23 protein-coding genes and 2 tRNA genes are annotated in these 26,382 nt (G+C 63.6%); 9 read left to right on the forward strand and 16 right to left on the reverse strand.

Annotated elements, in window-relative coordinates; translation table 11 throughout:
* Nucleotides 1-48: 48 nt before the first annotated feature.
* A complete protein-coding gene (locus tag Q9K02_RS08060) occupies nt 49-534 on the reverse strand; it encodes a pyridoxamine 5'-phosphate oxidase family protein (protein WP_305932427.1) in 486 nt (161 codons plus the stop codon).
* A 122-nt stretch (nt 535-656) separates the two neighbouring features.
* On the opposite strand from Q9K02_RS08060, the gene Q9K02_RS08065 reads away from it, so the two are divergent.
* Together Q9K02_RS08065 and Q9K02_RS08070 are read left to right on the forward strand one after the other, a co-directional pair.
* Entirely contained in the window at nt 657-1,490 is an 834-nt protein-coding gene (locus tag Q9K02_RS08065) for a hypothetical protein (RefSeq protein WP_305932428.1), read from the forward strand.
* Nucleotides 1,487-3,058 carry a Y-family DNA polymerase gene (locus Q9K02_RS08070; RefSeq protein WP_305932429.1) on the forward strand — a complete coding sequence of 524 codons (1,572 nt, stop codon included), beginning with the start codon at nt 1,487-1,489 and terminating at the stop codon, nt 3,056-3,058. Before Q9K02_RS08065 ends, Q9K02_RS08070 begins: the two co-directional genes overlap by 4 nt.
* Here Q9K02_RS08070 and Q9K02_RS08075 read toward each other — a convergent pair.
* Together Q9K02_RS08075 and Q9K02_RS08080 are read right to left on the reverse strand one after the other, a co-directional pair.
* Nucleotides 3,055-3,453, reverse strand: coding sequence for a PilZ domain-containing protein (locus tag Q9K02_RS08075; RefSeq protein WP_305932430.1), 399 nt, complete (start codon nt 3,451-3,453; stop codon nt 3,055-3,057). The genes Q9K02_RS08070 and Q9K02_RS08075 overlap by 4 nt on opposite strands.
* Before the next feature lie 114 nt (nt 3,454-3,567).
* Nucleotides 3,568-4,377 (reverse strand): carbonic anhydrase, encoded by an 810-nt coding sequence (locus tag Q9K02_RS08080; protein WP_340310057.1) that lies wholly within the window; start codon nt 4,375-4,377, stop codon nt 3,568-3,570.
* Nucleotides 4,378-4,504: 127 nt separating this feature from the next.
* Here Q9K02_RS08080 and Q9K02_RS08085 point away from each other — a divergent pair, with 127 nt between their 5' ends.
* From Q9K02_RS08085 to Q9K02_RS08100, 4 genes are all read left to right on the forward strand, one after another.
* Nucleotides 4,505-5,749 carry a putative DNA modification/repair radical SAM protein gene (locus tag Q9K02_RS08085; RefSeq protein ID WP_305932432.1) on the forward strand — a complete coding sequence of 415 codons (1,245 nt, stop codon included), beginning with the start codon at nt 4,505-4,507 and terminating at the stop codon, nt 5,747-5,749.
* Nucleotides 5,746-7,188: a UdgX family uracil-DNA binding protein gene (locus Q9K02_RS08090; RefSeq protein ID WP_305932433.1), complete on the forward strand. Its 1,443-nt coding sequence runs from the start codon at nt 5,746-5,748 to the stop codon at nt 7,186-7,188. The genes Q9K02_RS08085 and Q9K02_RS08090 overlap by 4 nt, the downstream gene beginning before the upstream one ends.
* Before the next feature lie 4 nt (nt 7,189-7,192).
* On the forward strand, nt 7,193-10,750 hold the full coding sequence (locus Q9K02_RS08095; protein WP_305932434.1) for an error-prone DNA polymerase: 3,558 nt from the start codon (nt 7,193-7,195) through the stop codon (nt 10,748-10,750).
* A gap of 61 nt (nt 10,751-10,811) precedes the next feature.
* Nucleotides 10,812-11,537, forward strand: a complete 726-nt coding sequence (locus tag Q9K02_RS08100) for an extensin-like domain-containing protein (RefSeq protein ID WP_305932435.1) — start codon at nt 10,812-10,814, stop codon at nt 11,535-11,537.
* Here Q9K02_RS08100 and Q9K02_RS08105 read toward each other — a convergent pair whose 3' ends face one another.
* From Q9K02_RS08105 to recJ, 12 genes are all read right to left on the reverse strand, one after another.
* On the reverse strand, nt 11,538-12,533 hold the full coding sequence (locus Q9K02_RS08105; protein WP_305932436.1) for an META domain-containing protein: 996 nt from the start codon (nt 12,531-12,533) through the stop codon (nt 11,538-11,540). It abuts the gene before it with no gap.
* Nucleotides 12,534-12,575: 42 nt separating this feature from the next.
* Nucleotides 12,576-13,262: a phosphate regulon transcriptional regulator PhoB gene (gene phoB, locus Q9K02_RS08110; RefSeq protein WP_305933478.1), complete on the reverse strand. Its 687-nt coding sequence runs from the start codon at nt 13,260-13,262 to the stop codon at nt 12,576-12,578.
* Between the two features lie 67 nt (nt 13,263-13,329).
* Nucleotides 13,330-14,010, reverse strand: a complete 681-nt coding sequence (gene phoU, locus Q9K02_RS08115) for a phosphate signaling complex protein PhoU (RefSeq protein WP_305932437.1) — start codon at nt 14,008-14,010, stop codon at nt 13,330-13,332.
* Nucleotides 14,011-14,014: 4 nt separating this feature from the next.
* Complete coding sequence (gene pstB, locus Q9K02_RS08120) at nt 14,015-14,761, reverse strand: phosphate ABC transporter ATP-binding protein PstB (protein WP_278327901.1); 747 nt, start codon at nt 14,759-14,761, stop codon at nt 14,015-14,017.
* A gap of 38 nt (nt 14,762-14,799) precedes the next feature.
* On the reverse strand, nt 14,800-16,062 hold the full coding sequence (gene pstA / locus Q9K02_RS08125; RefSeq protein ID WP_305932438.1) for a phosphate ABC transporter permease PstA: 1,263 nt from the start codon (nt 16,060-16,062) through the stop codon (nt 14,800-14,802).
* Nucleotides 16,055-17,440 (reverse strand): phosphate ABC transporter permease subunit PstC, encoded by a 1,386-nt coding sequence (gene pstC / locus Q9K02_RS08130; RefSeq protein WP_305932439.1) that lies wholly within the window; start codon nt 17,438-17,440, stop codon nt 16,055-16,057. Before pstC ends, pstA begins: the two co-directional genes overlap by 8 nt.
* A gap of 17 nt (nt 17,441-17,457) precedes the next feature.
* A complete protein-coding gene (locus Q9K02_RS08135; protein ID WP_305932440.1) occupies nt 17,458-18,504 on the reverse strand; it encodes a substrate-binding domain-containing protein in 1,047 nt (348 codons plus the stop codon).
* A 78-nt stretch (nt 18,505-18,582) separates the two neighbouring features.
* Nucleotides 18,583-19,929 carry an OprO/OprP family phosphate-selective porin gene (locus Q9K02_RS08140; RefSeq protein WP_305932441.1) on the reverse strand — a complete coding sequence of 449 codons (1,347 nt, stop codon included), beginning with the start codon at nt 19,927-19,929 and terminating at the stop codon, nt 18,583-18,585.
* 144 nt (nt 19,930-20,073) lie between these two features.
* Complete coding sequence (locus Q9K02_RS08145; RefSeq protein WP_305932442.1) at nt 20,074-21,066, reverse strand: sensor histidine kinase; 993 nt, start codon at nt 21,064-21,066, stop codon at nt 20,074-20,076.
* 268 nt (nt 21,067-21,334) lie between these two features.
* A tRNA-Glu gene (locus Q9K02_RS08150) sits at nt 21,335-21,410 on the reverse strand.
* Between the two features lie 49 nt (nt 21,411-21,459).
* Nucleotides 21,460-21,535, reverse strand: a tRNA-Glu gene (locus Q9K02_RS08155).
* 83 nt (nt 21,536-21,618) lie between these two features.
* The gene (gene recJ / locus Q9K02_RS08160) at nt 21,619-23,403 is read right to left on the reverse strand and encodes a single-stranded-DNA-specific exonuclease RecJ (RefSeq protein ID WP_305932443.1); all 1,785 of its coding nucleotides are present in this window, start codon (nt 23,401-23,403) and stop codon (nt 21,619-21,621) included.
* 80 nt (nt 23,404-23,483) lie between these two features.
* Between recJ and Q9K02_RS08165 the strand changes: the two genes are divergently transcribed.
* From Q9K02_RS08165 to Q9K02_RS08175, 3 genes are all read left to right on the forward strand, one after another.
* Nucleotides 23,484-23,969, forward strand: a complete 486-nt coding sequence (locus Q9K02_RS08165; RefSeq protein ID WP_305932444.1) for a flavodoxin family protein — start codon at nt 23,484-23,486, stop codon at nt 23,967-23,969.
* A 206-nt stretch (nt 23,970-24,175) separates the two neighbouring features.
* Nucleotides 24,176-24,859 carry a hypothetical protein gene (locus Q9K02_RS08170; protein WP_305932445.1) on the forward strand — a complete coding sequence of 228 codons (684 nt, stop codon included), beginning with the start codon at nt 24,176-24,178 and terminating at the stop codon, nt 24,857-24,859.
* A gap of 196 nt (nt 24,860-25,055) precedes the next feature.
* Nucleotides 25,056-25,391: an AHH domain-containing protein gene (locus tag Q9K02_RS08175; protein WP_305932446.1), complete on the forward strand. Its 336-nt coding sequence runs from the start codon at nt 25,056-25,058 to the stop codon at nt 25,389-25,391.
* Here Q9K02_RS08175 and Q9K02_RS08180 read toward each other — a convergent pair.
* A complete protein-coding gene (locus Q9K02_RS08180) occupies nt 25,388-26,356 on the reverse strand; it encodes an NAD(P)H-dependent flavin oxidoreductase (RefSeq protein WP_305932447.1) in 969 nt (322 codons plus the stop codon). The two genes, Q9K02_RS08175 and Q9K02_RS08180, sit on opposite strands and share 4 nt — an antisense overlap.
* Nucleotides 26,357-26,382 lie beyond the last annotated feature (26 nt).

A 26,382-nucleotide genomic window follows, 5' to 3' on the forward strand; every position in this document is an offset into this window, starting at 1 on the left:
CGGTAAGGGGCGGCCCTTTGCGACACGTTTTATCGTTATCGGTCGATCTTAGAGGTCGACCTTCTTTGCATGCTGTTCTTCGGCTTCGTCGTGGACGGTCATGCCCAGCGCCATCTTCGCGGTGTTGAGCATACCGAGATCACCGTTCCAGATTTCCGCAGTGCCGAGGTCCATGCGCAAGAACAGGATATCCGGATCGTCCTTGCCGCCATCGTACCAGGCTTCGACGAAGTTGTTCCAGAAATGGTCGAAACGCTCCTTGCTGGTTTCTACCGCAAGTGCACCGCCGAAGCGGGCAAACATTTCGTGGCCTTTGCCGGCGAAGGTCGCGGTGGCGTTGCCGAGCTTGGCGAAATCGCTGTGCTTGTGCGTGAAGAACCACACCGAGCTGTTCGCATCTTTGTCGAGCTGCGCGGTCATGGGCACCGCAGTGTCGGGCTGGCCGTCAAGTTCGAGGAAGACGAAGGGCGAGTCCGCCATTGCCTTCCAGAATTTGGTCTTGAGTTCGTCGGCATTGCCTTCGGCGTATTTCATTTGTGGTCCTTTCGGTCGTTTGCCTGTGCAACGTGCGGCAAAGGAGATGCGTTCCGGGGCATGGCGACAAGGCCGAACTACCCGATTGCGAATCGATCCGTGTTGGAACATATTAGGAACAAATGAGTCGTTCCGTCATGCCTTCCGCCACCACTTCCTTGCCGCTGGCCTCGCTCATCGATGCCGGTACCATCGCGGCGCGGAACAGTTCGCGTTGGCGGCCGGGCCTGGCGGCAGCGGGCACGCCGGCGCTGCATAGCGAGGTGTTCGCCTCGCCGAACGAAGCGGCCGGAGCGGGGGCGGCGCTGGCCCTGGCGCTCGATGATTGGCGGAACCTGCCTCGCAGCGAAGGTCGCGCCGGAGGTCGCGGCGATGCTCACGCCGCGACTCCCACCGAGCCCGACGCCCGGCCTGTCCTGTGGGTGCAGACGCGCGATGCGGCACGGCTTTCCGGGCGTCCTTACCGCGCCGGCCTGCCGAAGGAGATGCGCGACCGGTTGATCCACGTGCTCGCCGATACCGCACAGGATGCACTCTTTGCGCTGGAAGAGGGGGTGCGCTGCCGGGACATCGCCTGGGTGATCGGCGAGATCGCGGGCAATCCGAAGGCGCTCGATTTCACTGCGTCCCGCCGCCTCACGCTGGCGAGCGAGAGATACGGCGTGCCGCTGTTCCTCGTCCGGCTCGATGCGGCGCGCGACCTGTCCTCCGCCCGGATGCGTTGGGATGTGACATCTTCGCCTTCCGACGCGCCCCGGTGGAATGCGCAGGCCCCAGGTGCGCCCGTCTGGCGGGCCGAGCTGTTCCGGGCGCGCGGGCATGCACCGGGTGAGTGGCTGCTACACGAGCAGGGCGGGGCACTGAAAGCCCGGCGCGAACGGCAGGCGGACAACGACACCGGCGCGCTTAACTGGACTGCGGGGCTTCAGCGGCGGCGGCTGTCGCAGCAGGCATGAATGCGCTTGCCGGCGACCTAGGGTCGTCCCGCCGCCGCATCCTCGCGATCTGGCTGCCCGCCTTCGCGATCGACCGCTGGCGGATCGTCACGCGGGAGGCCGGGGGCGAACTCGATAGCGGGCCGCTAGTGCTGATTGCCGACACGGCACACGGCCCGCGGATCGAGGCTGCCAATCGCCTCGCCACGGATGCCGGTGCGCGCCGGGGCATGATGCTGGCCGATGCCCGCACGCTGTGCCCGGAAATCTCGACCGCACCCAGCGATCCGGCGGGAGATCTTGCATTCCTCGAACAGCTTGCCGTCCGGGCGCAGCGCTGGGGCCCGTGGTCGGCGATGGACGAACCCGACGGCCTGCTGGTGGACGTGACTTCCGTCGCGCATCTGTTCGGCGGGGAGGAAGACCTGCTCGAAGATGTGCGCGCGGGTTTCGCCCAGCGCGATCTCGTCATCCGCACAGCCATTGCGCCCACCGCAGGGGCAGCCTGGGCGCTGGCGCATTTCGGCCGGGCCGGGGCGATCGTGGATCGCGAGTTGGAGCCTATGCTGGCCGACCTTCCCGTCGCGGCACTGCGGCTTGGCAGCGATGTGCTCACCGTGCTGCGCCGCCTCGGCCTCAAGCGGATCGGCGACATCACGACCATCGGGCGCGACGCGCTCCAGCGCCGGTTCCGCAAGCGCAAGGTGCCTGAGGCCAATCCGCTGCTGCGCCTCGACCAGCTGCTCGGGCGGATTCCGGAACCGCTCATCCCGGTAATCGAGCAACACGCGCCGCTCACCCAGCGGCGCCTGATGGAGCCGATCCGTCACCGCACTCTGCTCGATCAGGTGGTGAACGATCTTGCCGATGACATGGCGCGGCTTCTCGAGAGCAAGGGGCTGGGCGCGCGGCGGTTGGAACTGGGGCTGTGGCGGGTCGATGGCGAGGTTGCGGTGCGCAGGCTGGAGATGTCCGCCGCCACGCGCGATCCCGCCCATATCTGCCGCCTGTTCGCCGCGCGGCTCGACGATATCGAGGCGGGCTTCGGCATCGAACTGCTGCGCCTGCGAGCCAGCTGGACGGAGCCGCTCGCACTGGCGCAAGGCGATATCGAGGCACAGGCGGAAAGCCCCGGCACCTCGCTTGCCACCTGTATCGACCGGCTGACGGTGCGGCTCGGCCCCAAGGCGGTCAGCCGCCCGGTGCCTTTCGCCAGCCACATCCCGGAGCGCGCGCAGCGCTGGAAGCCGCCGCTGGAGCGGGAGCCACCGACGCAAGGGGTGCTGGAATTCCACGCCCGCCCGCTGAAGATGCTCGACACGCCGGAGCGGATCGCCGTGCTCTATGCTTCGCCCGACGGCTACCCTCAGCGCTTTCGCTGGCGCGGCGGCGTGCACGAAGTCGCGCGGGTCGAAGGGCCGGAGCGGATCGCACCCGAATGGTGGCGCGAGCGCGGTTCGGTCCGCCTACGCGATTACTACCGGATCGAGGACGAGCGAGGGCGGCGCTACTGGATCTATCGCCAGGGCATCGCCGGAGACGGACGGGGCGGAGCGCCGGACTGGTTCCTGCAGGGGCTCTGCGCCTAGCTTTCGGACACCAGGAACGCGCGGCGCGAGCGCTTCTGGCCGAGGGGTATGTTGCTGAAATTCGCCACCGGGCCGGTCTCGACTTCGACCGTCTGGACCGAGGCGTCCACAGCTGCTTGCAGAATGCTGCGTTCGAACACCAGCCCGCAGCTACCGTCGCGGCTCCATACCACCTTGCACCAGTGTTCCTGATCGCCCCAGGCGAGCAGCCCGGAAATGCCGCTGGCCGGCAAGTCTTCTGCCTCGAAACATGCGCCGTCGAGCGACAGATCGCGCAACCGACCGCGTCGTTCGCCGCCAAGCAAGCGAAGCGACGCGGGGCAGTCGACGGAATGCCGCCGACTGGTGCGTCGTTCGGATTGGCTCGCGACCTGTTTTCTCTGGAATAGCGCCACGTGGTGCCCCCTTACCGGACGTCATCGCGGGGTTCTGGTTACTGCGACCTTTTCCGACACGGTAAATAAACTTTAGGGATACCCGCCCGACGCCGGGCCGGGCGCGTCTCACATTCAAGGGCGATCGAAGAAGTCCACTCGCCCGTCGTCGAGATCGTAATAGGCGCCCACGACCTTCAGTTTGCCAGCTCGCTGTGGCTCGAGCAGGATGGGGTCCGTATGCTGTCGAAGCTGCCGTACGACACGGCTGACGTTGGCGCGGACCGAATTATCGAGCAGATCGCCGTCCTTGTCACGGACCGACAGGACCGCCGGGATGATCGGCTCGATCATGGGGCCGATGGAGCCCGGGAATGTCGCATTGTCCGTCACGACTTCGGTCGCCGCTTTTACGGCACCGCAGCTCTCATGTCCCATCACGACCACTAGGGGGACATTCAGCACCGCCACGGCATATTCGATCGACCCGAGGGCGACCGTGTCCACGGTATTCCCGGCATTACGAATGATGAAAAGCTCCCCCAGTCCGCGACCGAACAGGAGTTCGGGCGGCACCCGGCTATCGGAGCATGTTACATAGGCAGCGAAAGGCTGTTGGCCGGCGGCGAGATCAAGCCGTCGTTGGGAACTAGTTAGGACGCTTGTGCGGCCGCCGGTAAGGAACTGTTCGTTGCCTCGTCGTAAGAGCTCGAGAGCCTGGTCGGGGGTGAGGTCGGAAGCCGGCGGCGCAGGTTCGGGCATTGCCGGATTATCCTGCGCCAGGGCAGAATTACCGCCCAACAACGCGGCGGCGCTGGCAGCCCCCGTTGCACCAAGCATGGATCGACGAGATATCATAACCACTCTCCTTTGGCGCCCGAAGACAAGAGTGGGTCGGGCGCTGGTTTGCTCTATCGCCAGGGGCGATCGCTCAACGTCCGACATCACGAGCACATCGCGCTCGCCAGAGGGGCCCGGTCCGTGCAATTTTTACGCTGTTCTGGCGTGGGGGTTCCCGCGGTCGCAGCATTTTGCTGTTGGAAAAACCTGCGAGAGAACATATAAAGAACGTATGGCGTCGCAAACCATCCTCCAGAAGCTCGAGATTCTCGCCGATGCGGCGAAATACGATGCGTCCTGCGCGTCCTCCGGCACGGCAAAGAAGAACAGTCTGGGCGGCAAGGGGATTGGCTCGACGGAGGGGATGGGCATCTGCCATGCCTATGCGCCCGATGGCCGCTGCATCAGCCTGCTCAAGATCCTGCTGACCAATCACTGCGTGTTCGACTGCCATTACTGCGTCAATCGCAAGAGTTCGAACGTGGCGCGGGCGCGCTTCACGCCGCAAGAAGTGGTGGACCTGACGCTGGCCTTCTACCGGCGCAATTACATCGAAGGGCTGTTCCTGTCGTCTGGCATCGTGAAAAGCTCGAACCACACGATGGAGCAGATCGTGGAAGTTGCCCGCATCCTGCGGGAAGAACACGATTTTCGCGGTTACATCCACCTCAAGACCATTCCCGAAGCCGATGCCGAGATCGTGCATCAGGCGGGGCTCTATGCCGACCGGGTGTCGATCAATGTCGAATTGCCGACCGACAGCGGCCTCACCCGCCTCGCGCCCGACAAGGATGCGCGACAGATCGAAGGCGCGATGGGCAAGGTGAAGGCCGACCTCGTCGAAGCGAAGGATGCGCGCAAACGCTTCCGCCACGCGCCGCGCTTTGCGCCTGCGGGCCAGTCGACGCAGATGATCGTTGGCGCCGATACCGCGAGCGACGCCGATATCGTGGGCAAGGCGAGCCGGCTCTACGACAATTTCCGCCTGCGCCGCGTCTATTACAGCGCCTTCTCGCCGATCCCCGATGCCAGCGCGGTGCTGCCGCTGAAGCGCCCGCCGCTGATCCGCGAGCATCGGCTCTACCAGTCCGACTGGCTGATGCGCTTCTATGGCTATAAGCCGACCGAGGTCATGCAGGCGACCGAAGCGGACGGGAATCTGCCGCTGGATATCGATCCCAAGCTGGCCTGGGCACTCAAGTTTCGCGAGCAGTTCCCGCTCGACGTGAACCGCGCCAGCCGCGAGCAATTGCTGCGCGTGCCCGGCCTCGGCGTGAAGGCGGTAAACAAGATCATTGCCAGTCGCCGCCATCGCAATCTGCGGCTCGACGATGTGGCGCTGCTGACGCAATCGATCACCAAGGTGCGGCCGTTCATCTGTACGGTAGACTGGCGCCCGATCACGCTGACCGACCGCGCGGACCTGCGCAGCCTGCTCGCGCCGAAGACCGAGCAGCTGGAGCTATTTGCGGCATGAGGTCCTCGCGCAGCCTCTCGGGCGTGAAGCTCGGCACTTATTACGTCGTGCACATGCCCGAGCCGGACGATTTCGACTTCTGGCGGGAGCGGGCGCGCGGGCTGATCCAATGCGATGTCCCGCCCGACCGGATCGCATGGGTCGAACCGGGTGGCAGCGGCGACCTGTTCGCGCATGGGAAGCGCCGCATGCCGGTGCCGCCGAAAGATGCGCCGCCGGTGCGCGCCAACCGCCGCTTCGTCAGCCTAGCGCGTAATGCCGCGCTCCATTCCGATCCCGAGCGCTTCGCTCTCCTTTATCGCCTGCTCTGGCGATTGCAGGCCAATCCGCGGATCATGGAGGATAAGGCGGACCTTGATGTTCGCAAGCTGGAAGAGCTCGACAAGAACGTCCGCCGCGACAGTCATAAAATGCATGCCTTCGTGCGCTTCCGACTGGTCGAAGATGAGGAGGGTGATGAGCATTATGTCGCCTGGTTCGAGCCCGACCACCACATCCTGCGCGCCAATGCGAGCTTCTTCATGCGGCGATTTTCCAACATGCGCTGGTCGATCCTGACGCCGCGCGGCTCGCTTCACTGGGACGGCGAGACGATGGCAGAAGGTCCGCCCGCCGACCGCAGCGACGCGCCGAGCGGCGATCCGACCGAGGATTTGTGGCGCAGCTACTACGCGTCGATCTTCAATCCCGCGCGTTTGAAGATCGGGGCGATGCTGAAGGAAATGCCCAAGAAATACTGGAAGAACATGCCCGAAGCCGCGCTCATTCCCGAGTTGGTGGCAGGCGCGCAGAAGCGGGAAAGTGCGATGGTCGAGAAGGGAACGCTTGAATTTGAGGAGCGGCCCGAAACGCTCGCGGCGATCGACAAGGCGATCCATGCCTGCCGCAAGTGCCCGATCGGCCAGCTCGACAACCATGCCGTGATGGGCGAGGGGCCGCAGGATGCCGCGCTGATGATCGTCGGCGAACAGCCGGGCGATCAGGAGGACCAGCAGGGAAGGCCCTTCGTGGGGCCGGCGGGCCAGTTGCTCGATGCGCATTTGGAGAAGGTCGGGATCGACCGGCGTGCGGCCTACGTCACCAATACGGTCAAGCATTTCAAATATGTCCAGCGCGGCAAGCGGCGGATCCACCAGTCGCCCGGCGCAAAGGAAATCGACACCTGCCGCTGGTGGATCGAGAGCGAGCGGGCGATCGTGCAGCCAAAGCTGATCCTCGCCATGGGAGCGAGCGCGGCGCGCGGCATGCTGGGCAAGACGGTCAGCATCACCAAGGTGCGCGGGGAACCGATCGCGCTGGAAGACGGCAGCGAGCTGTGGGTGACGGCGCACCCTTCCTATCTCCTGCGGCTCGACGGCCCCGCGCGCGAAGAGCAGGCGCGGCTCTTCGATGCCGATCTCGCCGCAGTGAAGGAACGGCTCGAGGAACTGGCCGGGTGACGGTGTGCCGGAGAACGACCACCAGATCCCCAAGCGCAGGATCGATGTCGATCCCGATCTCGTAAGGACGCCGCAGCGCGCGCCTTTTGTCGAGCTTGGCCTCGTTTCCTGCTTCAGCTTCCTGCGCGGCGCGTCCGATGCGGTCGATCTGGTCGAGCGGGCCTATGGGCTCGGTTACGATGCGATCGGAATTGCCGATGCCAATACCATGGCCGGTGTGGTGCGCATCCATAGCGAGGCGAAAACGCTTAAGTTGAAGCCGCTTATCGGCTGCAGGATAGAAACGGTCGCGGGTTTCGCCTTCCTCGCCTATCCCAAGGATCGCGCTGCTTACGGGCGTCTGTGCCAGCTGATTTCGCAGGGACGTATGGCCACGCTGGACGGCGAATGGCAGGCCAAGGGCGAGTGCCACATCTCGCTGGCCATGCTCGCTGCGCATAGCGAGGATGTGCAGTTGATCCTCGTGCCGCCGCGCGATCTGGAGCAGCGTTTCACGATTGCGATCCCGAGCAATGTCGTGCCGTTTCGCCAGGCGGATACAGGGGAGGAAGTCAAAACCCAGTGGACGCAGGTCGAGGGTGACCTGGCCGACCTTCTTCCGCACGTAACCCGCCAGCTGCCAACATTGCGCTATATCGCCGCGAGCTACCTTTACACGGCCAGCGATATCGAACGGATCGAGCGGCTCGATCATTTCGCACAGGCCAACGATCTGTGCATCCTCGCCACCAACGACGTGCATTACGCCACGCCCGACAAGCGGCCCCTGCAGGACGTGATGACCGCCATCCGCCACAGGACCACGGTGGCCGAGGCCGGGCACTTGCTGTTCGGCAATGCCGAGCGGTACCTCAAGTCGCCTGCCGCCATGGTCCGCATGTTCGCCCGCTGGCCACATGCCATCGCCGCCACGCGCGAAGTGGCCGATGCCTGCGATTTCAGCCTCGACACGCTGAAATACGAATATCCCGAAGAGCTTTATCCCGGCGGCGTCGACCCGCAGGGCTATCTCGAAAGCGAAACCTGGAAAGGGGCCGTCTGGCGCTATCCTGAAGGCATTCCCGACAGCTTGCGCGAGACTTTGCACAAGGAACTTGCGCTGATCGGGAAGATGCAGCTTGCGCGCTATTTCCTGACCATCAAGGATATCGTCGATTTCGCGCGCAACAAGGTCGATCCGCCGATCTTGTGTCAGGGACGTGGCAGCGCAGCCAATTCGGCCGTCTGCTACTGCCTCGGCATCACCAGCGTCGATCCGGAAAAGCACCAGCTCCTGTTCGACCGCTTCATCTCCGAAGACCGCAAGGAGCCGCCCGATATCGATGTCGATTTCGAGCATGAGCGCCGCGAGGAGGTGATCCAGTATCTCTATCGCAAATACGGCCGCCATCGGGCCGGGCTATGCGCTACGGTGATCCATTATCGCCCGCGCATGGCAATCCGCGAGGTGGGCAAGGCGATGGGCCTGTCCGAGGATGTTACCGCCGTGCTGGCGCGCACCGTCTGGGGCGGATGGGGCCGCACGATCGACGAGGGGCATGTCGAGAACGAAACCGGCCTCGACCTCACCGATCCGCATCTGCGCCGCGTGCTCAAGCTGACCGAGCAGATGATCGGCATGCCGCGCCATCTCAGCCAGCATGTCGGCGGCTTCATCCTCACCGACGGCCCGCTGACCGAGATGGTGCCGATCGGCAACGGCGCCATGCCCGACCGCAGCTTCATCGAGTGGGACAAGGACGACATCGACGATCTCGGCATTCTGAAGGTCGACGTGCTTGCACTCGGCATGTTAACTTGCATCCGCAAGGGGCTGAAACTGCTAGAAGATCATCATGGCGAGAGCTACCAGCTCGCTACCATTCCGCGCGAGGATCCGGCGGTCTACGACATGCTGTGCACGGGCGATTCGCTCGGCGTGTTCCAGGTCGAGAGCCGGGCGCAGATGAACATGCTGCCGCGCCTGCGTCCGCGCGAATTCTACGATCTCGTCGTGCAGGTCGCCATCGTGCGGCCCGGGCCGATCCAGGGCGACATGGTTCACCCCTATCTCAAGCAGCGCCGCCGGGCGCGCGAGGGCAAGACCGACTTCTACCTGCCGTCGCCCGCGCCGGAGCACGGTCCGCCCGACGAGCTCTCGTCGATCCTGGAGCGGACCTATGGCGTCCCGATCTTCCAGGAACAGGCGATGAAGATCGCCATCGACGCGGCGAAGTTCAGCTCGAAAGAGGCGAACCGGCTGCGCAAGGCCATGGCGACCTTCCGCAGCCGCGGCATGGTGAACGAGCATCAGGACATGATGGTCGGCCGCATGATCGAACGCGGTTACGATCCCGAATTCTCCGCGCGGTGCTTCGAGCAGATCAAGGGCTTCGGTGAATACGGCTTCCCGGAAAGCCACGCCGCCAGCTTCGCCCACCTCGTCTATGTGTCGAGCTGGATGAAGTGCCATTATCCGGCGGCCTTCGCCTGCGCGCTGCTCAATTCGCAGCCGATGGGCTTCTACGCACCCGCGCAGATCGTGCGCGATGCGCGCGAACATGGCGTCACGGTGCTGCCCGCCGACGTCAATCTGTCCGACTGGGACTGCTCGCTGGAAGACTGCGAGGGCGAGATCGCCTTGCGCCTCGGCCTCAGGCAGGTCGACGGCTTGCGGGAGGCCGTGGCGGCACGGCTGATCGGGGAGCGCGAGGAACGGGGGCCCTATGCCGACGTCACGGCGCTGCGGGACCGTGCCCGCATCGGCCCGTCGCATGTAGAGCGGCTTGCCAGCGCGGACTGCTTCGGTTCGATCGCGCTGTCGCGGCGTCAGGCGCTGTGGGATGCGCGCAGCCTGATCGCGGAGCCGGACCTGCCTCTGTTCGCCGCCGCGGCCGAGCGCGAGGAGGGCGCCGAGACGTCGGCCACGCAGCTGCCTCACATGCCGCTGAGCGAGGAAGTCGTGGCGGATTACCTGACCACGCGGCTCAGCCTGAAAGCGCATCCGATGTCGTTCCTGCGCGAGGACTTAGACGCACGCGGCTTTGTGCGCGCTTGCGACCTGCGCGAGCGCAAGTTCCGCTCCACCGTGAATGTGGCGGGCGTGGTGCTGATCCGCCAGCAGCCGGGCAGCGCCAAGGGGGTGTGCTTCATCACGCTGGAGGATGAGACGGGCGTGGTGAACCTCGTTATCTGGCCCGATCTCAAGGCCCGCCAGCGCAAGGTGGTGATGGGCGCGCGGCTGATGGAAGTGCGCGGGCGCGTGGAATATGACGACGAGGTCGTCCACGTTATCGCCCAGCACATGACCGACGCGACGCAGGATCTCCACCGCCTGTCCGACGACCTGCTGGTCGCGCCGATCGCGCGGGCGGACCATGTGAACAGCCCGCTGCCGTCGCATTGCAAGGCAGGATGGGAGAATCCGGCGGGGAGTGCCGATGCTCCGGCTTCCGAGCCCACCGCGAAACCGCCGCCGAAGGACGATTGGCAGGACCCGCCGCCGGGCAACCGCGAATGCGGTTGGGGAGGGCGGCATCCGCGCGATGTGCGCGTGATCCCGAAATCGCGCGACTTCCACTGATGCGGGAGCGAACTCCCCTGCCAGCGGTTTGGTGCGGTATGCAGGTCGGCAGCACTTATCGATGAAAATTGACATTTCCCGCCGCATCGGCCGATTTCGTGCCGACCGTCGCGTGGTAATCCTGTTGGTGCTGATCGGCCTGGCGCTTGCCGGCCGCGTGTGGCTGGCCGAGCATCCCGAGCATAGCCCCTGGGCACCGCTCGACCTGCGCGATCCCGTGGGGTGGGCAACGGAAACAAAGATGCTCGCACTGCGAGACGATCCCGCGCAATGCCGCGCGACGCTGGAGCGGAGCGAGATTGCTTTCACCGCGCTCGACCCCGCAGGCGAGGGTGCTTGCAGGCGCGAGGATCGGACGCGGCTAGATGGGTACCCCCTGTCCCCCTCGACACCCGCCATGACCTGTCCGACGACGGTGGCGCTCTACCTATGGGAGCGCGACGTGCTCGAACCTTTGGCGCGAGAGCTATTCGATAGCGAAATCGAACAAATCGAACATCTTGGAGCATACTCCTGTCGCCGCCTCTACGGTCGCGAAGAGGGTCCCTGGAGCGAACATGCCACGGCCAACGCCATCGATATTGCCGGCATCCGGTTATCCGACGGGACGCAAATCAGTGTGCTCCGAGATTGGGCTGTGGACGGCCCGAAGGCGGAGTTCCTTCGCCGCGCCCGCGACGAAGCATGCGACAGTTTCGCAACCGTCTTGAGCCCCGACTACAACGCCGCCCATGCCGACCATTTCCATCTCGACATGAGCGCCCGCTGGCGGGGCGTATGCCGCTGATCAGTGCGGCGAGGCGCAGTCGACAATACGTGTTTCCGAATAACCGTCGCTTTGTTCGAGGCTCTCGCAAGCAGCCTTGCTCAGCAAAACACCGTAGCGGTCTGTCGACATCAGGATCGTGTCGTCATCGACCTTCTCCAGCCGCGGATCGGAATGGAGAACTTTCATCACATCCCAGCGCAGTGGCATGTCGGGGTTGAAAGGCTTCTCGGTCAGCGGTTCGCAATCGATTGCGCTCGACGGCAAATTGGGACCTCCGATTTTCTCGACGACTCCTGCCTCCGTGTACCGATAGGCCATCTTGTATTGCGGGCAGCGTGAATATTCCGCCTCGATCCCGTCGAATACGATCCGTCCGGGTACCTCGGTCAAGCCGATCCCTGCATGGCCACCTTGCTCGAGATAATGCGTGATCCCGACCGTACGCCATTCGCCAAGCAAATCCTGGGGCGGGAGCAAATTGGCAAGTCTGCGCTGAACAGGCCGCTCGAGCAGCAACTGCGTATCTCCGGCCGTGAGCAGCAATCGGCCGTCCGGTAATCGTTCTACGGTCGGATTGCGGTCGAAGAAGCTGAAAAGCTGTCGCTCCCGCTCCTCCATCTCGGGTCCGCAGCTGATTTCCGTCTGAAAGCGTTGGCCGGGCGACGACACGAAGCGCCCGTCGCGCACAGTTCCCGATGCACCCGAGTAATTGCATTCGATTTGCAGGCTCACGCCCTTTTCACCGAAGTCGGCGAAAGCGGCGCGCGTCGAACCCGATAGGCGGCGCGGTTCATGACCGTCGAAATTGACAATGTCCCACTCGCCGAGAATGTCCTGGCTACTGGCAACCGGTTCGACTTGGACAGTGGCGCGGTTTGGGTCGACCGGCGTAGCCGTCACCGGCGCAGGCTCTCCCATCTGCTGCACAGCAGGCACGCACGCGAAAAGTATCGCGGTGGCGCAGGTGGCACCAAGCGCGCAGATCAAGCGCTCGATCGGCGAGGATTGCTGCATCCTCTGGAGTTTGCACGCTTAGCCTTGTCGCAGGCTGAACGGTCAGGCTTCGAGGGAATATCCCGCGCTGCGGACCGTGCGTACCGGATCCTTGGCGCCGTCAATCTCGATGGCCTTGCGTAGCCGGCGGATGTGGACATCGACAGTTCGTAACTCGATTTCGCTTTCGGTACCCCAGACGCCGTCGAGCAACTGGCCGCGACTGAACACGCGGCCCGGGCTTTCCATGAAGAACTTGAGCAGCCGGTACTCGGTCGGGCCGAGTTGCACATCCTGGCCGCGGCGCGTGACCTTGTGCGCGACCGGGTCGAGCACGATGTCGCCCACCGCGATGGTCTCGCCGGCCAACACGGGCCGGATGCGCCGCATGACGGCCGCGACACGCGCCAACAATTCGCGTGGGCTGAAGGGCTTGGTGAGGTAATCATCGGCGCCCGTATCGAGGCCGCGGACACGGTCGTCCTCGGTCTCGCGCGCGGTGAGCATGATGATCGGCACATGCGCCGTTTCCTTGTCGCGGCGCAGCCGCCGGCAGACTTCGATCCCGCTGGTGCCTTCGATCATCCAGTCGAGAATGACGAGATCGGGGGTTTCCTCCGAAGCCATCAGCAACGCCTCATCGCCATCGGCGGTGGTGCGCACGTCGTAGCCTTCATTGGCGAAACGATATTCGAGCAGTTCGGAGAGGGCCGGGTCGTCCTCTACCAGCAATAGCTTGGCCGCGTTCAAATCCTTGCCTTCCCGCGATGATTCCTTTTCGGGCATGGCAGTATGACCTTCTCGCTACAGAATTGTGTCAGTCGTCTCCGTCGGGCGGATATGTTCCGACGGCGGCGAAGTGGACCATCTCGGCCACATTCGTGGCATGGTCGCCGATACGTTCGAGATTGCGCGCCACGAACAGCAATTGCGCCGCGCTCGAAATGGTTGAAGGGTTCTCGACCATGTGGCTAACGAGATTGCGGAAAATCGAATTGTAGAAGGCGTCGACTTTCTCGTCCGCGGCAATAACCTCGCGCGCCAGTTCGGCATCGCGAGCGGCATAGGCGGTGAGCACGTCGTGCACCATCTCGCTGGCCACTTCGGCCATGGCGGGCAAAAGAGTGAGCGGCTCGAACTGCTTGCGATTGGACCCGATTTCCTTGCTCGCCTTGGCGATATTCTTGGAATAATCGCCGATCCGCTCGACAACGCCGGCGATCTTCAGCGCGGCAATGACTTCGCGCAGATCGTCAGCCATAGGCGCACGCAGAGCGATGATGCGCACGGCCAGCTTGTCGACCTCGCTCTCGAGCACGTCGATCTTCTTGTCTGCCTTGACGATCCGGTCGGAAAGCTCGTCGTCCCCTTTCACCAACGCATCGATCGCCTGCTGGATGGCCGCCTCCGCAAGGCCGCCCATCTCGGCGATCAGGCCGCGCAGGCGCGTGATGTCTTCGTCGAAGGCCTTGACGGTATGTTCTTGAATGGAATCCATGCTCTTATCCGTACCGTCCGGTGATGTAGTCCTGGGTCCGCTGCTCCAGCGGATTGGTGAATATGTCAGAAGTACGACCGTACTCCACCATCTTTCCCAAGTGGAAGAAAGCCGTACGCTGGCTGACGCGAGCGGCCTGCTGCATCGAGTGGGTTACGATCACGATGGCATAACGGCCATTGAGTTCCGCGATCAGCTCTTCGATCTTCGCCGTCGCAATGGGGTCGAGCGCCGAACACGGCTCGTCCATCAGGATGACTTCCGGATCGACCGCGATGGCGCGCGCAATGCACAGGCGCTGCTGCTGGCCGCCGGAAAGCGCTGTGCCGCTGTCTTGCAGACGGTCTTTTACCTCTTCCCACAGACCCGCACGCTTCAGCGAGCGTTCGACGATGGCATCGAGTTCGTCCTTGCCCTCGGCAAGACCGTGAATCTTGGGGCCGTAAGCGATGTTCTCGTAGATCGACTTGGGGAAGGGATTGGGCTTCTGGAACACCATCCCGACCCGGGCGCGAAGTTGCACCACGTCCATCTTGGAACGGTAGATGTCTTCGCCGTCCAGAGTGATCTCGCCCTCGACCCGTGCCGAAGGAATGGTGTCGTTCATCCGGTTCAGCGTGCGGAGGAAGGTCGACTTGCCGCAGCCCGACGGGCCGATAAAGGCCGTCACATACTTGGTCGGAATTTCGATCGACACCTCGTCGATCGCCTTCTTGTCGCCGTAGAACACGGAGACGTCGCGCGCGCTCATCTTGGCGTCGGTCGCTTCAAGGTTTTCGTGTACTACGGTCACCAGCTCTTCTCGAATTTGTTGCGCAGGTAGATTGCGAGTCCGTTCATCAGGAGCAGGAACAGCAATAGCACGATAATCGCCGCGCTGGTGCGTTCCACAAAGCCGCGGTCGATTTCATCGGACCACAGGAAAATCTGCATCGGCAAAACAGTCGCAGGCGAAGTGAACCCATCGGGCGGGGTTGCTACGAAGGCGCGCATACCGATCATCAGCAGCGGTGCGGTCTCGCCCAGGGCGCGAGCCATGCCTATAATCGTGCCGGTAAGGATGCCAGGCAGGGCGAGCGGCAGGACGTGATGGAACACGACTTGTACCGGCGAGGCGCCGACGGCCAGCGCGCCGTCGCGGATGCTCGGCGGGACGGCCTTGATCGCATTCCGGCCCGCGATGACGATCACCGGCATGGTCATCAGGGCCAGCGTCATGCCGCCGATCACCGGCGCGGAGCGCAGGTTCGGGAAGATCGTCAGGAAAACAGCGAGGCCGAGCAGGCCGAAGATGATCGACGGGACCGCCGCGAGATTGTTGATCGACAGCTCGATGATGTCGGTCCATTTGTTCTTCGGCGCGTATTCCTCAAGATAGAGCGCCGCCAGCACGCCGATCGGGAAAGCTAACAACAGCGTGACCACCATCGTCAGCATCGAGCCCTTGAGCGCCCCCCATATGCCGACCTGCTGCGGGTTAGTGGCATCGGCGCGGGAGAGAAACCCCGGGTCGAAATTCTTGCCGATCCGGCCCTGCTCGTAGAGCGAGTTCGCAAGCGCCTGCATCTCCGGCGAGCCTTCGCCCTCATATCCGGAAGCCAGGTCGGCCGAGGCTGGCAGCGAGAAGGTCACTTGTTCGCGCAGGATCCCGGGATCGGCCGCAATCGCGGCTGCAACATCGCGCCACGCCTGCCCGCCGAGCTGCTCGGCCGCTTCGTCTCCGAGCGCTTCGGTGGCGAAATATTGCACGACATCAGGCAGCCCCTGCGCTTCGAGAGACTGAATTGCCCCCGATTGCGCCATGGTCGAAGCATCGGCGGATATGCCGGCCTGCGTGAAATCGATGGGCACTTCCACTTCGACGCGCTGGAAGCCGCCGATGCCATTGATCGTCATCGTGCCGAGCAGGAAAACCAGCACGGCGACCGAGAACAGTATCGCGCCGAGGCCCATAGCCTTGAATCGGCGTTCGGCGGCGTAACGCTTCTTCAGCCGCGCTTCGAAGGCGGAGGTGCGCGTCGGGGCGCGCATGGTGGCGGCCTCTTCACTCATAAGCTTCGCGATACCGTTTGACGACGCGCAGGGCGACGAAGTTGAGGCCGAGGGTGACCATGAAGAGCACGAAACCGAGCGCGAAGGCGCTCAGCGTAGCCGGATGATCGAAACTGCCTTCGCCCGTAAGCATGGCGACGATCTGCACGGTCACCGTGGTCATCGATTCGAGCGGATTACCGCTGAGGTTTGCGGCGGTCGAGGCTGCCATCACCACGATCATCGTCTCGCCGATCGCGCGGCTGATGGCCAGCATGACGCCTGCCACGATGCCGGGCAGTGCTGCCGGCACTAATACACGGCGGATGGTTTCATTGGTGGTCGCGCCCATCGCCAGGCTGCCGTCGCGCATGGATTGCGGGACCGCCGCGATGCTGTCGTCGGCCATCGAGCTGACGAAGGGAATGATCATCACGCCCATGACCAGGCCTGCCGCCAGCGCGCTTTCGCTGGATGGGTTTGAGGCGCCGAGGTCGATGGCGAGGTCGCGAATTGCGGGCGCGATGGTGAGTGCAGCGAAATAGCCATAGACCACCGTCGGCACGCCAGCGAGGATCTCGAGAGCCGGCTTGACCCACGAGCGGACCTTCGGGTTGGCATATTGCGTGAGGTAGATCGCGCTCATCAAGCCTAGCGGGATTGCCACGATCATGGCGATAATCGCACCGATGAACAGCGTGCCCCAGAACAGCGGGATGGCGCCATATCGCGAGGCGTCCGGATTGTCGGGATTGGCCATCGGGTCCGGTCCCCAATGGGTGCCGAACAGGAAATCGATCGGGGAAACCATGCCGAAGAAGCGCACGGTTTCGAAGATGAGGCTAGCGAGGATGCCAATGGTCGTCAGGATGGCGACCAACGATGCGGCCAGCAGGATCGCCATCACGATTCGCTCCACCCGCGTGCGGGCGGCGAAGTCCGGCTTGAGGCGCAGGAATGCCCACGTGCCCGCAAGGAACGCGATCAGTAAGGTAACCACTATGCCGATCGTGTTGTAATAGGACAGCGCGTCCCGGAAGGGCTCGACCAGATCGCGCGCCTGCGGATTGAACACGGCAGGCGCCGCACCGGTCGCGACCGCGCGGGCTTCGTTCAGGATCGTCTGGCGCTGAAATCCGAAGGCCGGAAGATCGGCCGCCGCAGGGCTGGACAGCACCGCCTGGCTAATGAGACCGGGCGCAATCGCACTCCACAACGCGACGAAGGCAAGGACGGGCAGCACGATCCATAGCGCGACATACCACGCATGGTAAGTCGGTAGGCTCGACAGCCGCCCGTCAGCGCTTTCGCGGCGGAGCGTCCAGGCGCGCGCGCGGGCCGCCAACCATCCGGCGAGCCCGAGGCCGAGGGCCAGGAGAAGCAGGATGGTCGGTGACATACGCTAGTGTGCTTGCCTTACTTCAGCTGCGCGCCGTCGAGCGTTGTGTACTCGGTCGCCGCCTTGGTGTTGGCCGCCATAACGTCGTCAGGCGATGCGACAAGCCCGATCTTCGAGAGTTCCCCGCCTTTGCCCCACATGGTGGTCCACTGGGCAAGGTATTCGCGCAGGCCCGGAATGGCATCGAGGTGGGCCTTCTTCACATAGACGTAGAGCGGACGGGCACCGGGATAGTCGAAGTTGGCGATGTTCTCATAGGTCGGCTCGACGCCATTCATCGGCAGGCCCTGGACCTTGTCCGCATTCTCTTCGAGATAGCTGTAGCCGAAGACGCCGACGGCCTTGGGATTGCCTTCGATTTTCTGGACGATGAGGTTGTCCTGCTCGCCCTGGTCGACATAGGCCCCGTCCGAACGCACTTCGGTGCACAGCTGTGCGTGACGATCTTCGTCGCTGTCCTTGAGCGCCTTCATTTCGGCATTGGTGTCGCAGCCTACTTCGAGGACCAGTTCCTTCAGTGCATCGCGCGTGCCCGACGTGCTGGGTGGGCCGTAAACGAGGATCGGCTCGTTGGGGAGCGACGGATCGACGTCGGACCAGGTTTCGTTGGTCTGCTCTTCGCCATAGGGATTTGCAGCAAGCGCTTCGTACACATGCTGCGGGGTCAAATTCATCATGATGCCGCCCTGCGCCGATGCGAAGGCGATACCGTCGAGGCCGACCTGGATTTCCGTGATTTCGTTGACGCCATTGGCCTGGCAGTCGGCAAATTCGCTGGCCTTCATGCGGCGCGAGGCGTGGGTCATGTCCGGCGTATCTGCGCCGACGCCCGAGCAGAACAGATTCATGCCCCCGCCGGTGCCGGTCGATTCGATGATCGGGCTCTTGTAGTCGGGATTCGAGCGCGCGAAGGCTTCGGAGACGGCCTTGGCGAAGGGGAACACCGTCGAGGAACCGACCGCACGGATCGAATCGCGCGAACCGGAATCGCCCGCACCGCCGCCGCAAGCGGCGAGAGCGGCAGCCGAGACTGCAGCGAAAATGAAGGATTTGGTCTTGGTCATGATAGATCCCTTACGTGTTAACTAGCGGCGCATAAGCGCTTCGATGTTACAGGGTTGCGACAGAAGTCTGACGGCGGATCAGAAGTCCACTTGGGCGCGCACGCCGAAGGCGTCCACGGAATAGGACGTATCACCGTCGGCGGTCGGGATGACGGCGTTGTCATATTCGAGCAGGCCGTAATTCACGCCGAACAGCACATAAGCGGTCGGCTTCCAAATCAGTGAGGCGAGGTAGCCGTTCTGCGTTCCACCAAGGATACCTGCGTCATTGAGGTCGAGATAGTCGTAGCGCAGGTTGAATTGCACGGATCCGATGCCGCCCTTGCCGACAGGGCTAGACGGCTTGGTCCGATCGAACTTGCCGGCCTTGTAGCCCCGCGTATCGCCTGCCGTCAGGTAGTAGCCAAGTTCGGCATAGCCCCCGAAGAAGGTCGGATCCCCCATCGCGCCGGGCATGTTGACGGTCTGCCAAAAACCTTCGGCGGCGGCATGAAACGGTCCGGCGATTGCGGCAGCTTCTAGGCCCAGTCCGAACTCGCTTTCGGCACCGAGATTGCCGGTGTTGACGAAACGCTCCGAGGTAAAATGCACCAGCGGGCGCTGGCGATAGCGCACGGTCCCGCCGACCTCGTCGATGTCGTTGTAATGGACCGAGCCGCCGAAGTGCAGCTGGGCATCGTCCATCTTGGGCATGATCACGAGACGACCGTCCACGCCGCGGTTCTTGGTGTCCGTGTCGTCGAAATTGTCCGTGAAGACACCGGCCTGGGCGAGCACGATACCGGCTTCGTAGGCGACCGATGCACCGATGCGACGCTCGAAGCCGAAGGCGTCGGTAAAGGCGGCGCGTTCGATGAAGGTCGTGTGCAGGCTGCTGGTCAGCTCTTCGAGCGACTGAAAATTATTATGGTGGCCGATTGCGATTTCGAGGGGTCCGTCCCCGTAAGTGAGGATCGCATCCGCAACGTCGATTTCGTTGCCCGCGAAGTCTACCTCGAACTTGTAGCCGAAGCCGCCCGGAATATCGCCTGAGACACCCAAGCGCGCGCGGCGGACTTCATTGCCGAAGCCGTCGGCGGCGCCAGTCGACTCCGGGGCGTTGGTGAAGCCAGCGTCATACATCAGGCGACCGCGCGGCTTGAAGCTCCACCCATCGCTCTTGGCGAGTTCCTCGACGACCGGATCGGCCGCCGATTCGGCAGCTGCAGAATTGGCAGCGATGACCTCGTCCTGAGCCGTGTTGACCTGCTTAGCGGTCGCGAGCTCCCTTTCGAGCTGGTCGATGCGGGCGTTCATCGCCTGGAGCTGCGCGCGCATGGCTGCCAGCTCGTCGGAAGACACCGTGACATCCTGCGCGAGTACGGGGGTGGCCATCGTGCAGCTGAGCGCTGCCGCTGCCACGGAGAGGCGAATCATGCGGTTCATTGGAGTTCCTTGGACGGGAATGTTTCGATCCGGCGACGCCCCTATGACCGACAAATTACACTATTGTGACAGGCTATGGTCGCGGTCGTGCTCGACAGTGGACAAGCTGTAGGCCAGCAGTGAACTCTCGCTCGTTGAGAAGCGTCAGTTGCCTAACTCTTCGCTGTCCAACGGCAGCGTAACCGTGACGCGAGTGCCTTCGCCAACAGTGCTTTCCACATCGAGCCGTCCGCGGTGGCGTTCGACGATATGCTTGACGATTGCGAGGCCGAGGCCGGTTCCGCCCGAAGCGCGGCTACGACCGGGATCGGTGCGATAGAAGCGCCGCGTGAGGTGCGGGATGTGCTCGGCAGCGATGCCATCACCCCTGTCCGTGACCGTCAGTCGCACCCGATTGTCGCCGCGCGGATGCAAGCGGATCGTCACAGGCTGGTCGGCGTGGCCATATTTGAGCGCGTTGTCGACGAGGTTGCGGACGAGCTGCTCGAGCTGCTGGGCATCGCCCCGGATGAAGAACTGGCCACTTGTCGCGACGTCGAGGCGATCGAGCCGTTCGTTACCGGCACCGTCCCGCGCGGCTGATTCTACCAGACCCGAAAGCTCGATGCGCGCGCTTGGCAAATCGTGCTTTTCCGCTTCAATGCGCGAGAGGGACATGAGGTCGCTGACTAGATTTTGCAGACGCTTCGCTTCGCGCTGGATCGTATCGAGAAATCGCTCGGCGGTCTTCGTCTCCAGATTGCCCGCATCCTCGCTCAGGGTTTCGACGTAACCGATGATGGCCGCGAGGGGCGTGCGAAGTTCATGGCTGGCATTCGCGACGAAGTCCGTGTGCGCGCGTGCGATGTCGGCCTCGGCGGTCTTGTTGACAAATTCCACGACTGCCAGCTGATCGTCGAGCTTCTTGCGATTGATCCGCCAGATATCGTTGCGGCGGGACAGGCCGCGCACAATCGCACTGCCGTCTGCATCGCGGTCGAGCAGGCGCACCGCCTCCGGCTGGCGCAGCGCCATTCGGGCATCCTGGCCAAGAATGTGCGAACCGAGCAGGCCTCGCGCGGCGAGATTGGCGATGGTCACCCGGTCGCGTTCGGTAATGACGATGGGCGTTTCGGAATGTTCGAACAGCTCTCCCATCGACTCCCGAGAAAAGCCTCTGCCATTCGTTTCGTGCTGAGGGGCAGGGGGCTCGGAATGCACCAGCCAGAGCGACCCGGCCCACACGAGAAGGATCGTGACCACGTACAGCAGGTCCACACCGGCGAAGGCGAGTATGATGCACGTCGCGAGTGCGAGCAAAAGTCCCGGAAGCGGAAGGCGGGGCGCAACCATCGACAGGCCGCTTAGCGGCGCAAGCACGCGCGTGCCAACCACATTCGCAAAGTTGTCACATGTAAGGAAGTGGTGGTGACCCCTACGGGACTCGAACCCGTGTTTCAGCCGTGAAAGGGCCGCGTCCTAGACCGCTAGACGAAGGGGCCACATGCCGGAGCGACACCAATCGGATCGCCGGAATGCAAAACGCCACCGTGGTGACCCCTACGGGACTCGAACCCGTGTTTCAGCCGTGAAAGGGCCGCGTCCTAGACCGCTAGACGAAGGGGCCACATCGGTGGCGTGGCGGCGCACTTAGGCGGGGTGGAGCGGGGCGTCAACCCTCCAATGCGGTGCTTCCGGTCGATGCGCGTGTCAATCTGCCCAGGCGGCATCCTCGAGGTGTAATTCCGCTTGCGGTCGGCTACCCCAGTCATCGATCTTGGCGCGGCCGGCGAGCCAGAGCTTGCGCCCTTTCGAGCCGTGCAGCAGCGCCTGGCCCATCTCGCTGTCGGCGGCGCGAAAGGCGATCCCCTTGAAGCTGCGACCATCGTCTCCGGATGCGATGATCCGCACGTGGTCTGCACCGACGATATCGCACTTGACCAGCCGCACCGGCCCCACGGCGACGCGCGGCCCGGGCCAGCCCACGCCGTAGGGTCCGCCTTCATCGAGCGAAGCTATGAGATCGGGCACCAGTCCGCCGGGAGCGACGGCGATGTCGAGCAGCATTTCCCGACTGGCCGACGCCCGCGAAACCTGTGCCTCCAGCGTCGCGTCGAGCCAGTCCGAGAGATCCTCGATCCGGGCTGCATCCACGGTCAGGCCGGCTGCCATGGCATGGCCACCGCCCGCGACCAGCAGACCTTCGTCCTTGGCCCTGATGATGGCGGCACCGAGATCGACGCCAGCGATCGAGCGGCCAGATCCCTTGCCTTGGCCCGTTTCCGCGTCGAGCGCGATGACGAGCGAGGGTTTCCCAGTTTTCTCCTTTATTCGCCCGGCGACGATGCCGATAACGCCCGGGTGCCACCCTTCGCCGGCGAGCAGGTGAACGGCGCGATTGTGCTGGCCGGCAAGCTGTTGCTCGGCCTCTTCCTGCACGGCCGCCTCGATAGCCCGACGTTCGTCATTGAGCGCCGAAAGCTGGGCCGCGATGTCTCGCGCCTCGTCAGGATCTCGCGTCGTGAGCAAACGCACGCCAAGGGTCGACTCACCGACCCGTCCGCCGGCATTGATACGCGGGCCAAGTGCAAATCCGAGGTCGGAGCAGGCGGGGGCACGCTTCAGCCGGCTCGCGTCGATAAGCGCCGCCATGCCGATATTCTCGCGCTTCGCCATGACTTTGAGGCCCTGCGATACGAAAGCGCGATTGAGGCCATGGAGCGCGGCGACATCGGCCACCGTGCCCAGCGCCACGAGGTCCAGCAAGCCCAGCACATTGGGCTCGGGCCGATCGGCGAAGTAGTCCCGCTCGCGCAAAGTGCGGACGAGCGCGACGCCCAGCAGGAACGCGACGCCAACTGCTGCCAAGTGCCCGTGGCTCGCAGCATCGTCGGCTTCGTCCAGCCGGTTGGGGTTCACAAGCGCGATTGTCTTCGGCAGCTCGGCCGCGCATTTGTGGTGATCGACGACGATCACATCCACGCCCGCGTCATGCGCCATGGCGAGCGCGTCATGCGCCATCGCGCCGCAATCGACCGTGACCACGAGGCTGCTGCCGTTCTCGCCCAGTTTCACCAGCGCCTCGCCCGACGGACCGTACCCTTCCAACAGCCTGTCGGGAATGTAATAATCGGCCTCGACGCCAAGCTCGCGCAGGAGGAGGATTAGCAAAGCCGAACTGGTTGCGCCATCGACATCGTAATCGCCGTAGATCGTGATTTGTTCATGCGCGAGGACGGCTTGAGCAAGGCGGTCCGCCGCCGTCTCCATGTCCTGGAAGATCGAGGGGTCCGGCAGGAAGTTGCGCAGCGTCGGCTGGCGATGCCGATCGATATCCTCCGGCGCCACGCCGCGCGCGATCATCAGCTGGTCGACGATATCGCGTCCGGACCCGGCGCCTGCGCCTAGCTCCATATTGCCGCCTCGCCAGCGCCACGCGCGCCCTGTGAGGGATTGCGAGACGCCGAATACGTGTGAGAGAGCCTGCGATGCCATGCGATGGTTTTAGAACAGCAGGCCCGGTCAGGGAACGGTGGATTGTTGACAATCGACAGCCGCCAGCGAAGGAGCGTGATATGCCGTCACCCCAGCTCCTTATCATATGGCATAGCCGAACGGGCACGGCCGAGGCGCTTGCTGCCGCTGCTGCGGAGGGAGCAGGTGATGCCGGTTTGCTGAAGCCCGCCCGCGATGTCGAACCACAGGATTTGCTCGATGCATCGGGCTATCTTTTTGCCTGCCCGGAAAATCTCGCGACGATGAGCGGGCAGATGAAAGAAATGTTCGACCGCTGTTACTATCCGGTTCTCGGTAAGATCGAAGGGCGGCCCTATGGCAGCATCATCGCTGCCGGCAGCGATGGCGAAGGCGCACAGCGGCAGCTCGACCGGATTGCAACGGGATGGCGGCTGAAGCGAGTTGCCGATCCCTTTATCGTCGTCACCGAAGCCCAGTCGCAGGCGGAGATCGAGGCCCAAAAGGAAGTCGAAAAGAGTGACCTTATAGATGCAAAGGTGCTCGGCGAGGCTCTCGCCCAAGGTCTCGAGCTTGGGATTTTTTAAGTTGAAGCAACCGGATCGGACTTAATCGCGTCTATTTAATTCGACAACGCTCGGCTACATGCCAGATTGAGGGTACGGGACTGGAGGGCGCGGTCATAGCTGGCAGGAATGGATCGATTGCGCATGCTGAAGCGCAAGGGCGGGCTGCCGGCGTTTTGCTGTTGGTTGACGCTGGATATCGACCGAGCGGGGCGGATGTTCGTGATTTGCTCGCCAAGCTCGATCGAACCTCCATCAGTTTCGATCCCGCGCCCGAAGCCGACGCATCCAACGGGCCGGATGAGGAGCGGTGGCTGGAGGTTCTTAAAGATGGCCTCACTTTCGATCTCCTAGGGTTGGCGCCGGGACCGGGTGTAAAGGCGCTCGAGCCCCGGCATCGATTTGGATTTTCAGCCGCTTCCGAGAACATCGCGCTCGAAGCTATCGGCCTTTTCCCTGGGCCGCATCTGGCAGAGGGTGCCCATACCCTGCCGGTCGTCCGCACCATGCTCGCCCTCGGTGCACAACTCGCGAGTGCCATCGAAGGCGCGCGACGCATCGTCTGGACGCCCTCAGGTTGCGCGCTGGAGGCGAGCCTGTTCGAACGCCTGATCTTGGCTTGGCTCGACGGCGGTGCTTTTCCCGCTCCCGGCTTGGTTGGCTTCGAACCATCGGACGACGGAGGAATCAGATCGGACGGGCTTGCGTTCTTCACGGATCGCGAACTGGTGGTGAGTCCACAATTGCGCGTGGACCATGTTGCAGCGTCGCGTCTGGCCTCACGCATCATCCACGAAGTCGTCGGGTTCGCGACGCAGGATATGCCCGAAATGCTCCAGATCCCCGGGTGGCCTACCGTGGCTTTAAGGGACGAACCAGACAGAGGTGTGATGGTAGCCGGTCCGGTCTAGCCAAGGATGGAGAGGTCGCACTCAAGACAGTTAAGGGGGAGGCGTCTCCACCTACCATTCCGGGCGGTCAACCGAATTGGCATGTCGACTTACGACCCCGCATTGCAACGGCATCATCTGCTACCAAGTCAGTTGCTAAGCTTTCCATGCTTTAGCCAGTTGTTCGAAAAGCTCGGCCCCAGGCGGATCGGCTTCGATGATTTCCGTCGCAATGGGCTTTTGTTGCCATCTAGAAGAGGCAGCGATGCGTCTGGCCATGCCGCTCCATCGGGGTCCGCATCGCGACTACAACGAGATGGTCATCGAGAAGGTCGGCAGGATCGAGCAGTCATGGTCCCGGCTTCGTGGCCGGAGCAATGATGCGCGCCACATCGACGCGCTCGACCGTCTCGCGCGCCTGCAGGACAGGCTCCGGCTCAACTTGCTCAACCCGCGCCGCGCGCCGCGCCTCAGCAGCAAGGATTCCCGCTGCTCGGCTCCCGATTTCGCCGATCTTGATGCCCTGGCTGAGGATCTCTGGCGCGAAGCCTAGGCCGTCGCTTCGGCAAGCGCGCTCTTAGCAGCATCGTACTCGCGCTCCAGACGCGCGACCGTCGCTTCAACCGGGGCGCTTTCCTTGACCGTACCGATGCCCTGGCCCGACCCCCAGATGTCCTTCCACGCCTTGGCCTTGGTATTGCCCCCGCTGCCGAAGTTCATCTTGCTGGGGTCGCTTTCCGGCAAATCGTCCGGATCGAGTCCTGAGGCTTCGATGCTCGAGCGCAGGTAGTTGCCGTGCACACCGGTGAAGAGGTTGGTATAGACGATCCCGCTCGCATCGCCTTCGACGATGCCCTTCTTGTAGTTTTCATCCGCATTGGCTTCGGTGGCGGCGATCCAGGGCGAGCCGATATAAGCGAAGTCTGCGCCCAGTGCCTGTGCGGCCAGGATCGAGCGGCCATGCGCGATCGAGCCCGACAGGGCGACCAGCCCGTCGAACCAGCTGCGGATTTCCTGCATCAGCGCGAAGGGGCTGAGCGTACCGGCATGGCCACCCGCACCGGCAGCGACCGGGATAAGGCCGCTTGCGCCCTTTTCGATCGCCTTCCTCGCGAAGCGGTCGTTGATGACGTCGTGCATCGTGATGCCGCCCCACTTGTCGACCGCCTGGAACACCTCCTCGCGCGCGCCGAGCGAGGTGATGACCATGGGCACCTGCCACTTGGCGCAGGTCTGCATGTCGGCATCGAGCCGGTCGTTCGACTTGTGGACGATCTGATTGACCGCATAGGGCGCGGCCGGGCGGTCCGGATTGTCGCGATTGTGCGCGGCCAGTTCCTCGGTGATCTGGTGCAGCCACTCGTCGACCTGGCTTTGCGGTCGCGCGTTCAGCGCCGGGAATGCGCCGACGATACCCGCCTTGCACTGCGCGATGACCAGTTCCGGCCCCGAAACAATGAACAGCGGCGAGCCGATGACGGGGATGCGGAGCTTGTCGAACGGGGCGGGCAGGGGCATGCGGCAGGTCCTCTCAGGTCGGTTGC

Source organism: Qipengyuania profundimaris, from assembly GCF_030717945.1.
GTDB classification, from domain to species: domain Bacteria; phylum Pseudomonadota; class Alphaproteobacteria; order Sphingomonadales; family Sphingomonadaceae; genus Qipengyuania; species Qipengyuania profundimaris.

What these genes read in the sequence shown, in the direction of transcription:
- Q9K02_RS08060 (WP_305932427.1), bottom strand. Translation starts at nt 534, where the DNA reads ATGAAATACGCCGAAGGCAATGCCGACGAACTCAAGACCAAATTCTGG.
- Q9K02_RS08065 (WP_305932428.1), top strand. Translation starts at nt 657, where the DNA reads ATGAGTCGTTCCGTCATGCCTTCCGCCACCACTTCCTTGCCGCTGGCC.
- Q9K02_RS08070 (WP_305932429.1), top strand. Translation starts at nt 1,487, where the DNA reads ATGAATGCGCTTGCCGGCGACCTAGGGTCGTCCCGCCGCCGCATCCTC.
- Q9K02_RS08080 (WP_340310057.1), bottom strand. Translation starts at nt 4,377, where the DNA reads ATGTCGGACGTTGAGCGATCGCCCCTGGCGATAGAGCAAACCAGCGCC.
- Q9K02_RS08085 (WP_305932432.1), top strand. Translation starts at nt 4,505, where the DNA reads ATGGCGTCGCAAACCATCCTCCAGAAGCTCGAGATTCTCGCCGATGCG.
- Q9K02_RS08090 (WP_305932433.1), top strand. Translation starts at nt 5,746, where the DNA reads ATGAGGTCCTCGCGCAGCCTCTCGGGCGTGAAGCTCGGCACTTATTAC.
- Q9K02_RS08100 (WP_305932435.1), top strand. Translation starts at nt 10,812, where the DNA reads ATGAAAATTGACATTTCCCGCCGCATCGGCCGATTTCGTGCCGACCGT.
- Q9K02_RS08105 (WP_305932436.1), bottom strand. Translation starts at nt 12,533, where the DNA reads ATGCAGCAATCCTCGCCGATCGAGCGCTTGATCTGCGCGCTTGGTGCC.
- phoU (WP_305932437.1), bottom strand. Translation starts at nt 14,010, where the DNA reads ATGGATTCCATTCAAGAACATACCGTCAAGGCCTTCGACGAAGACATC.
- pstB (WP_278327901.1), bottom strand. Translation starts at nt 14,761, where the DNA reads ATGAGCGCGCGCGACGTCTCCGTGTTCTACGGCGACAAGAAGGCGATC.
- pstA (WP_305932438.1), bottom strand. Translation starts at nt 16,062, where the DNA reads ATGAGTGAAGAGGCCGCCACCATGCGCGCCCCGACGCGCACCTCCGCC.
- pstC (WP_305932439.1), bottom strand. Translation starts at nt 17,440, where the DNA reads ATGTCACCGACCATCCTGCTTCTCCTGGCCCTCGGCCTCGGGCTCGCC.
- Q9K02_RS08135 (WP_305932440.1), bottom strand. Translation starts at nt 18,504, where the DNA reads ATGACCAAGACCAAATCCTTCATTTTCGCTGCAGTCTCGGCTGCCGCT.
- Q9K02_RS08140 (WP_305932441.1), bottom strand. Translation starts at nt 19,929, where the DNA reads ATGAACCGCATGATTCGCCTCTCCGTGGCAGCGGCAGCGCTCAGCTGC.
- Q9K02_RS08145 (WP_305932442.1), bottom strand. Translation starts at nt 21,066, where the DNA reads ATGGGAGAGCTGTTCGAACATTCCGAAACGCCCATCGTCATTACCGAA.
- recJ (WP_305932443.1), bottom strand. Translation starts at nt 23,403, where the DNA reads ATGGCATCGCAGGCTCTCTCACACGTATTCGGCGTCTCGCAATCCCTC.
- Q9K02_RS08165 (WP_305932444.1), top strand. Translation starts at nt 23,484, where the DNA reads ATGCCGTCACCCCAGCTCCTTATCATATGGCATAGCCGAACGGGCACG.
- Q9K02_RS08175 (WP_305932446.1), top strand. Translation starts at nt 25,056, where the DNA reads ATGATTTCCGTCGCAATGGGCTTTTGTTGCCATCTAGAAGAGGCAGCG.
- Q9K02_RS08180 (WP_305932447.1), bottom strand. Translation starts at nt 26,356, where the DNA reads ATGCCCCTGCCCGCCCCGTTCGACAAGCTCCGCATCCCCGTCATCGGC.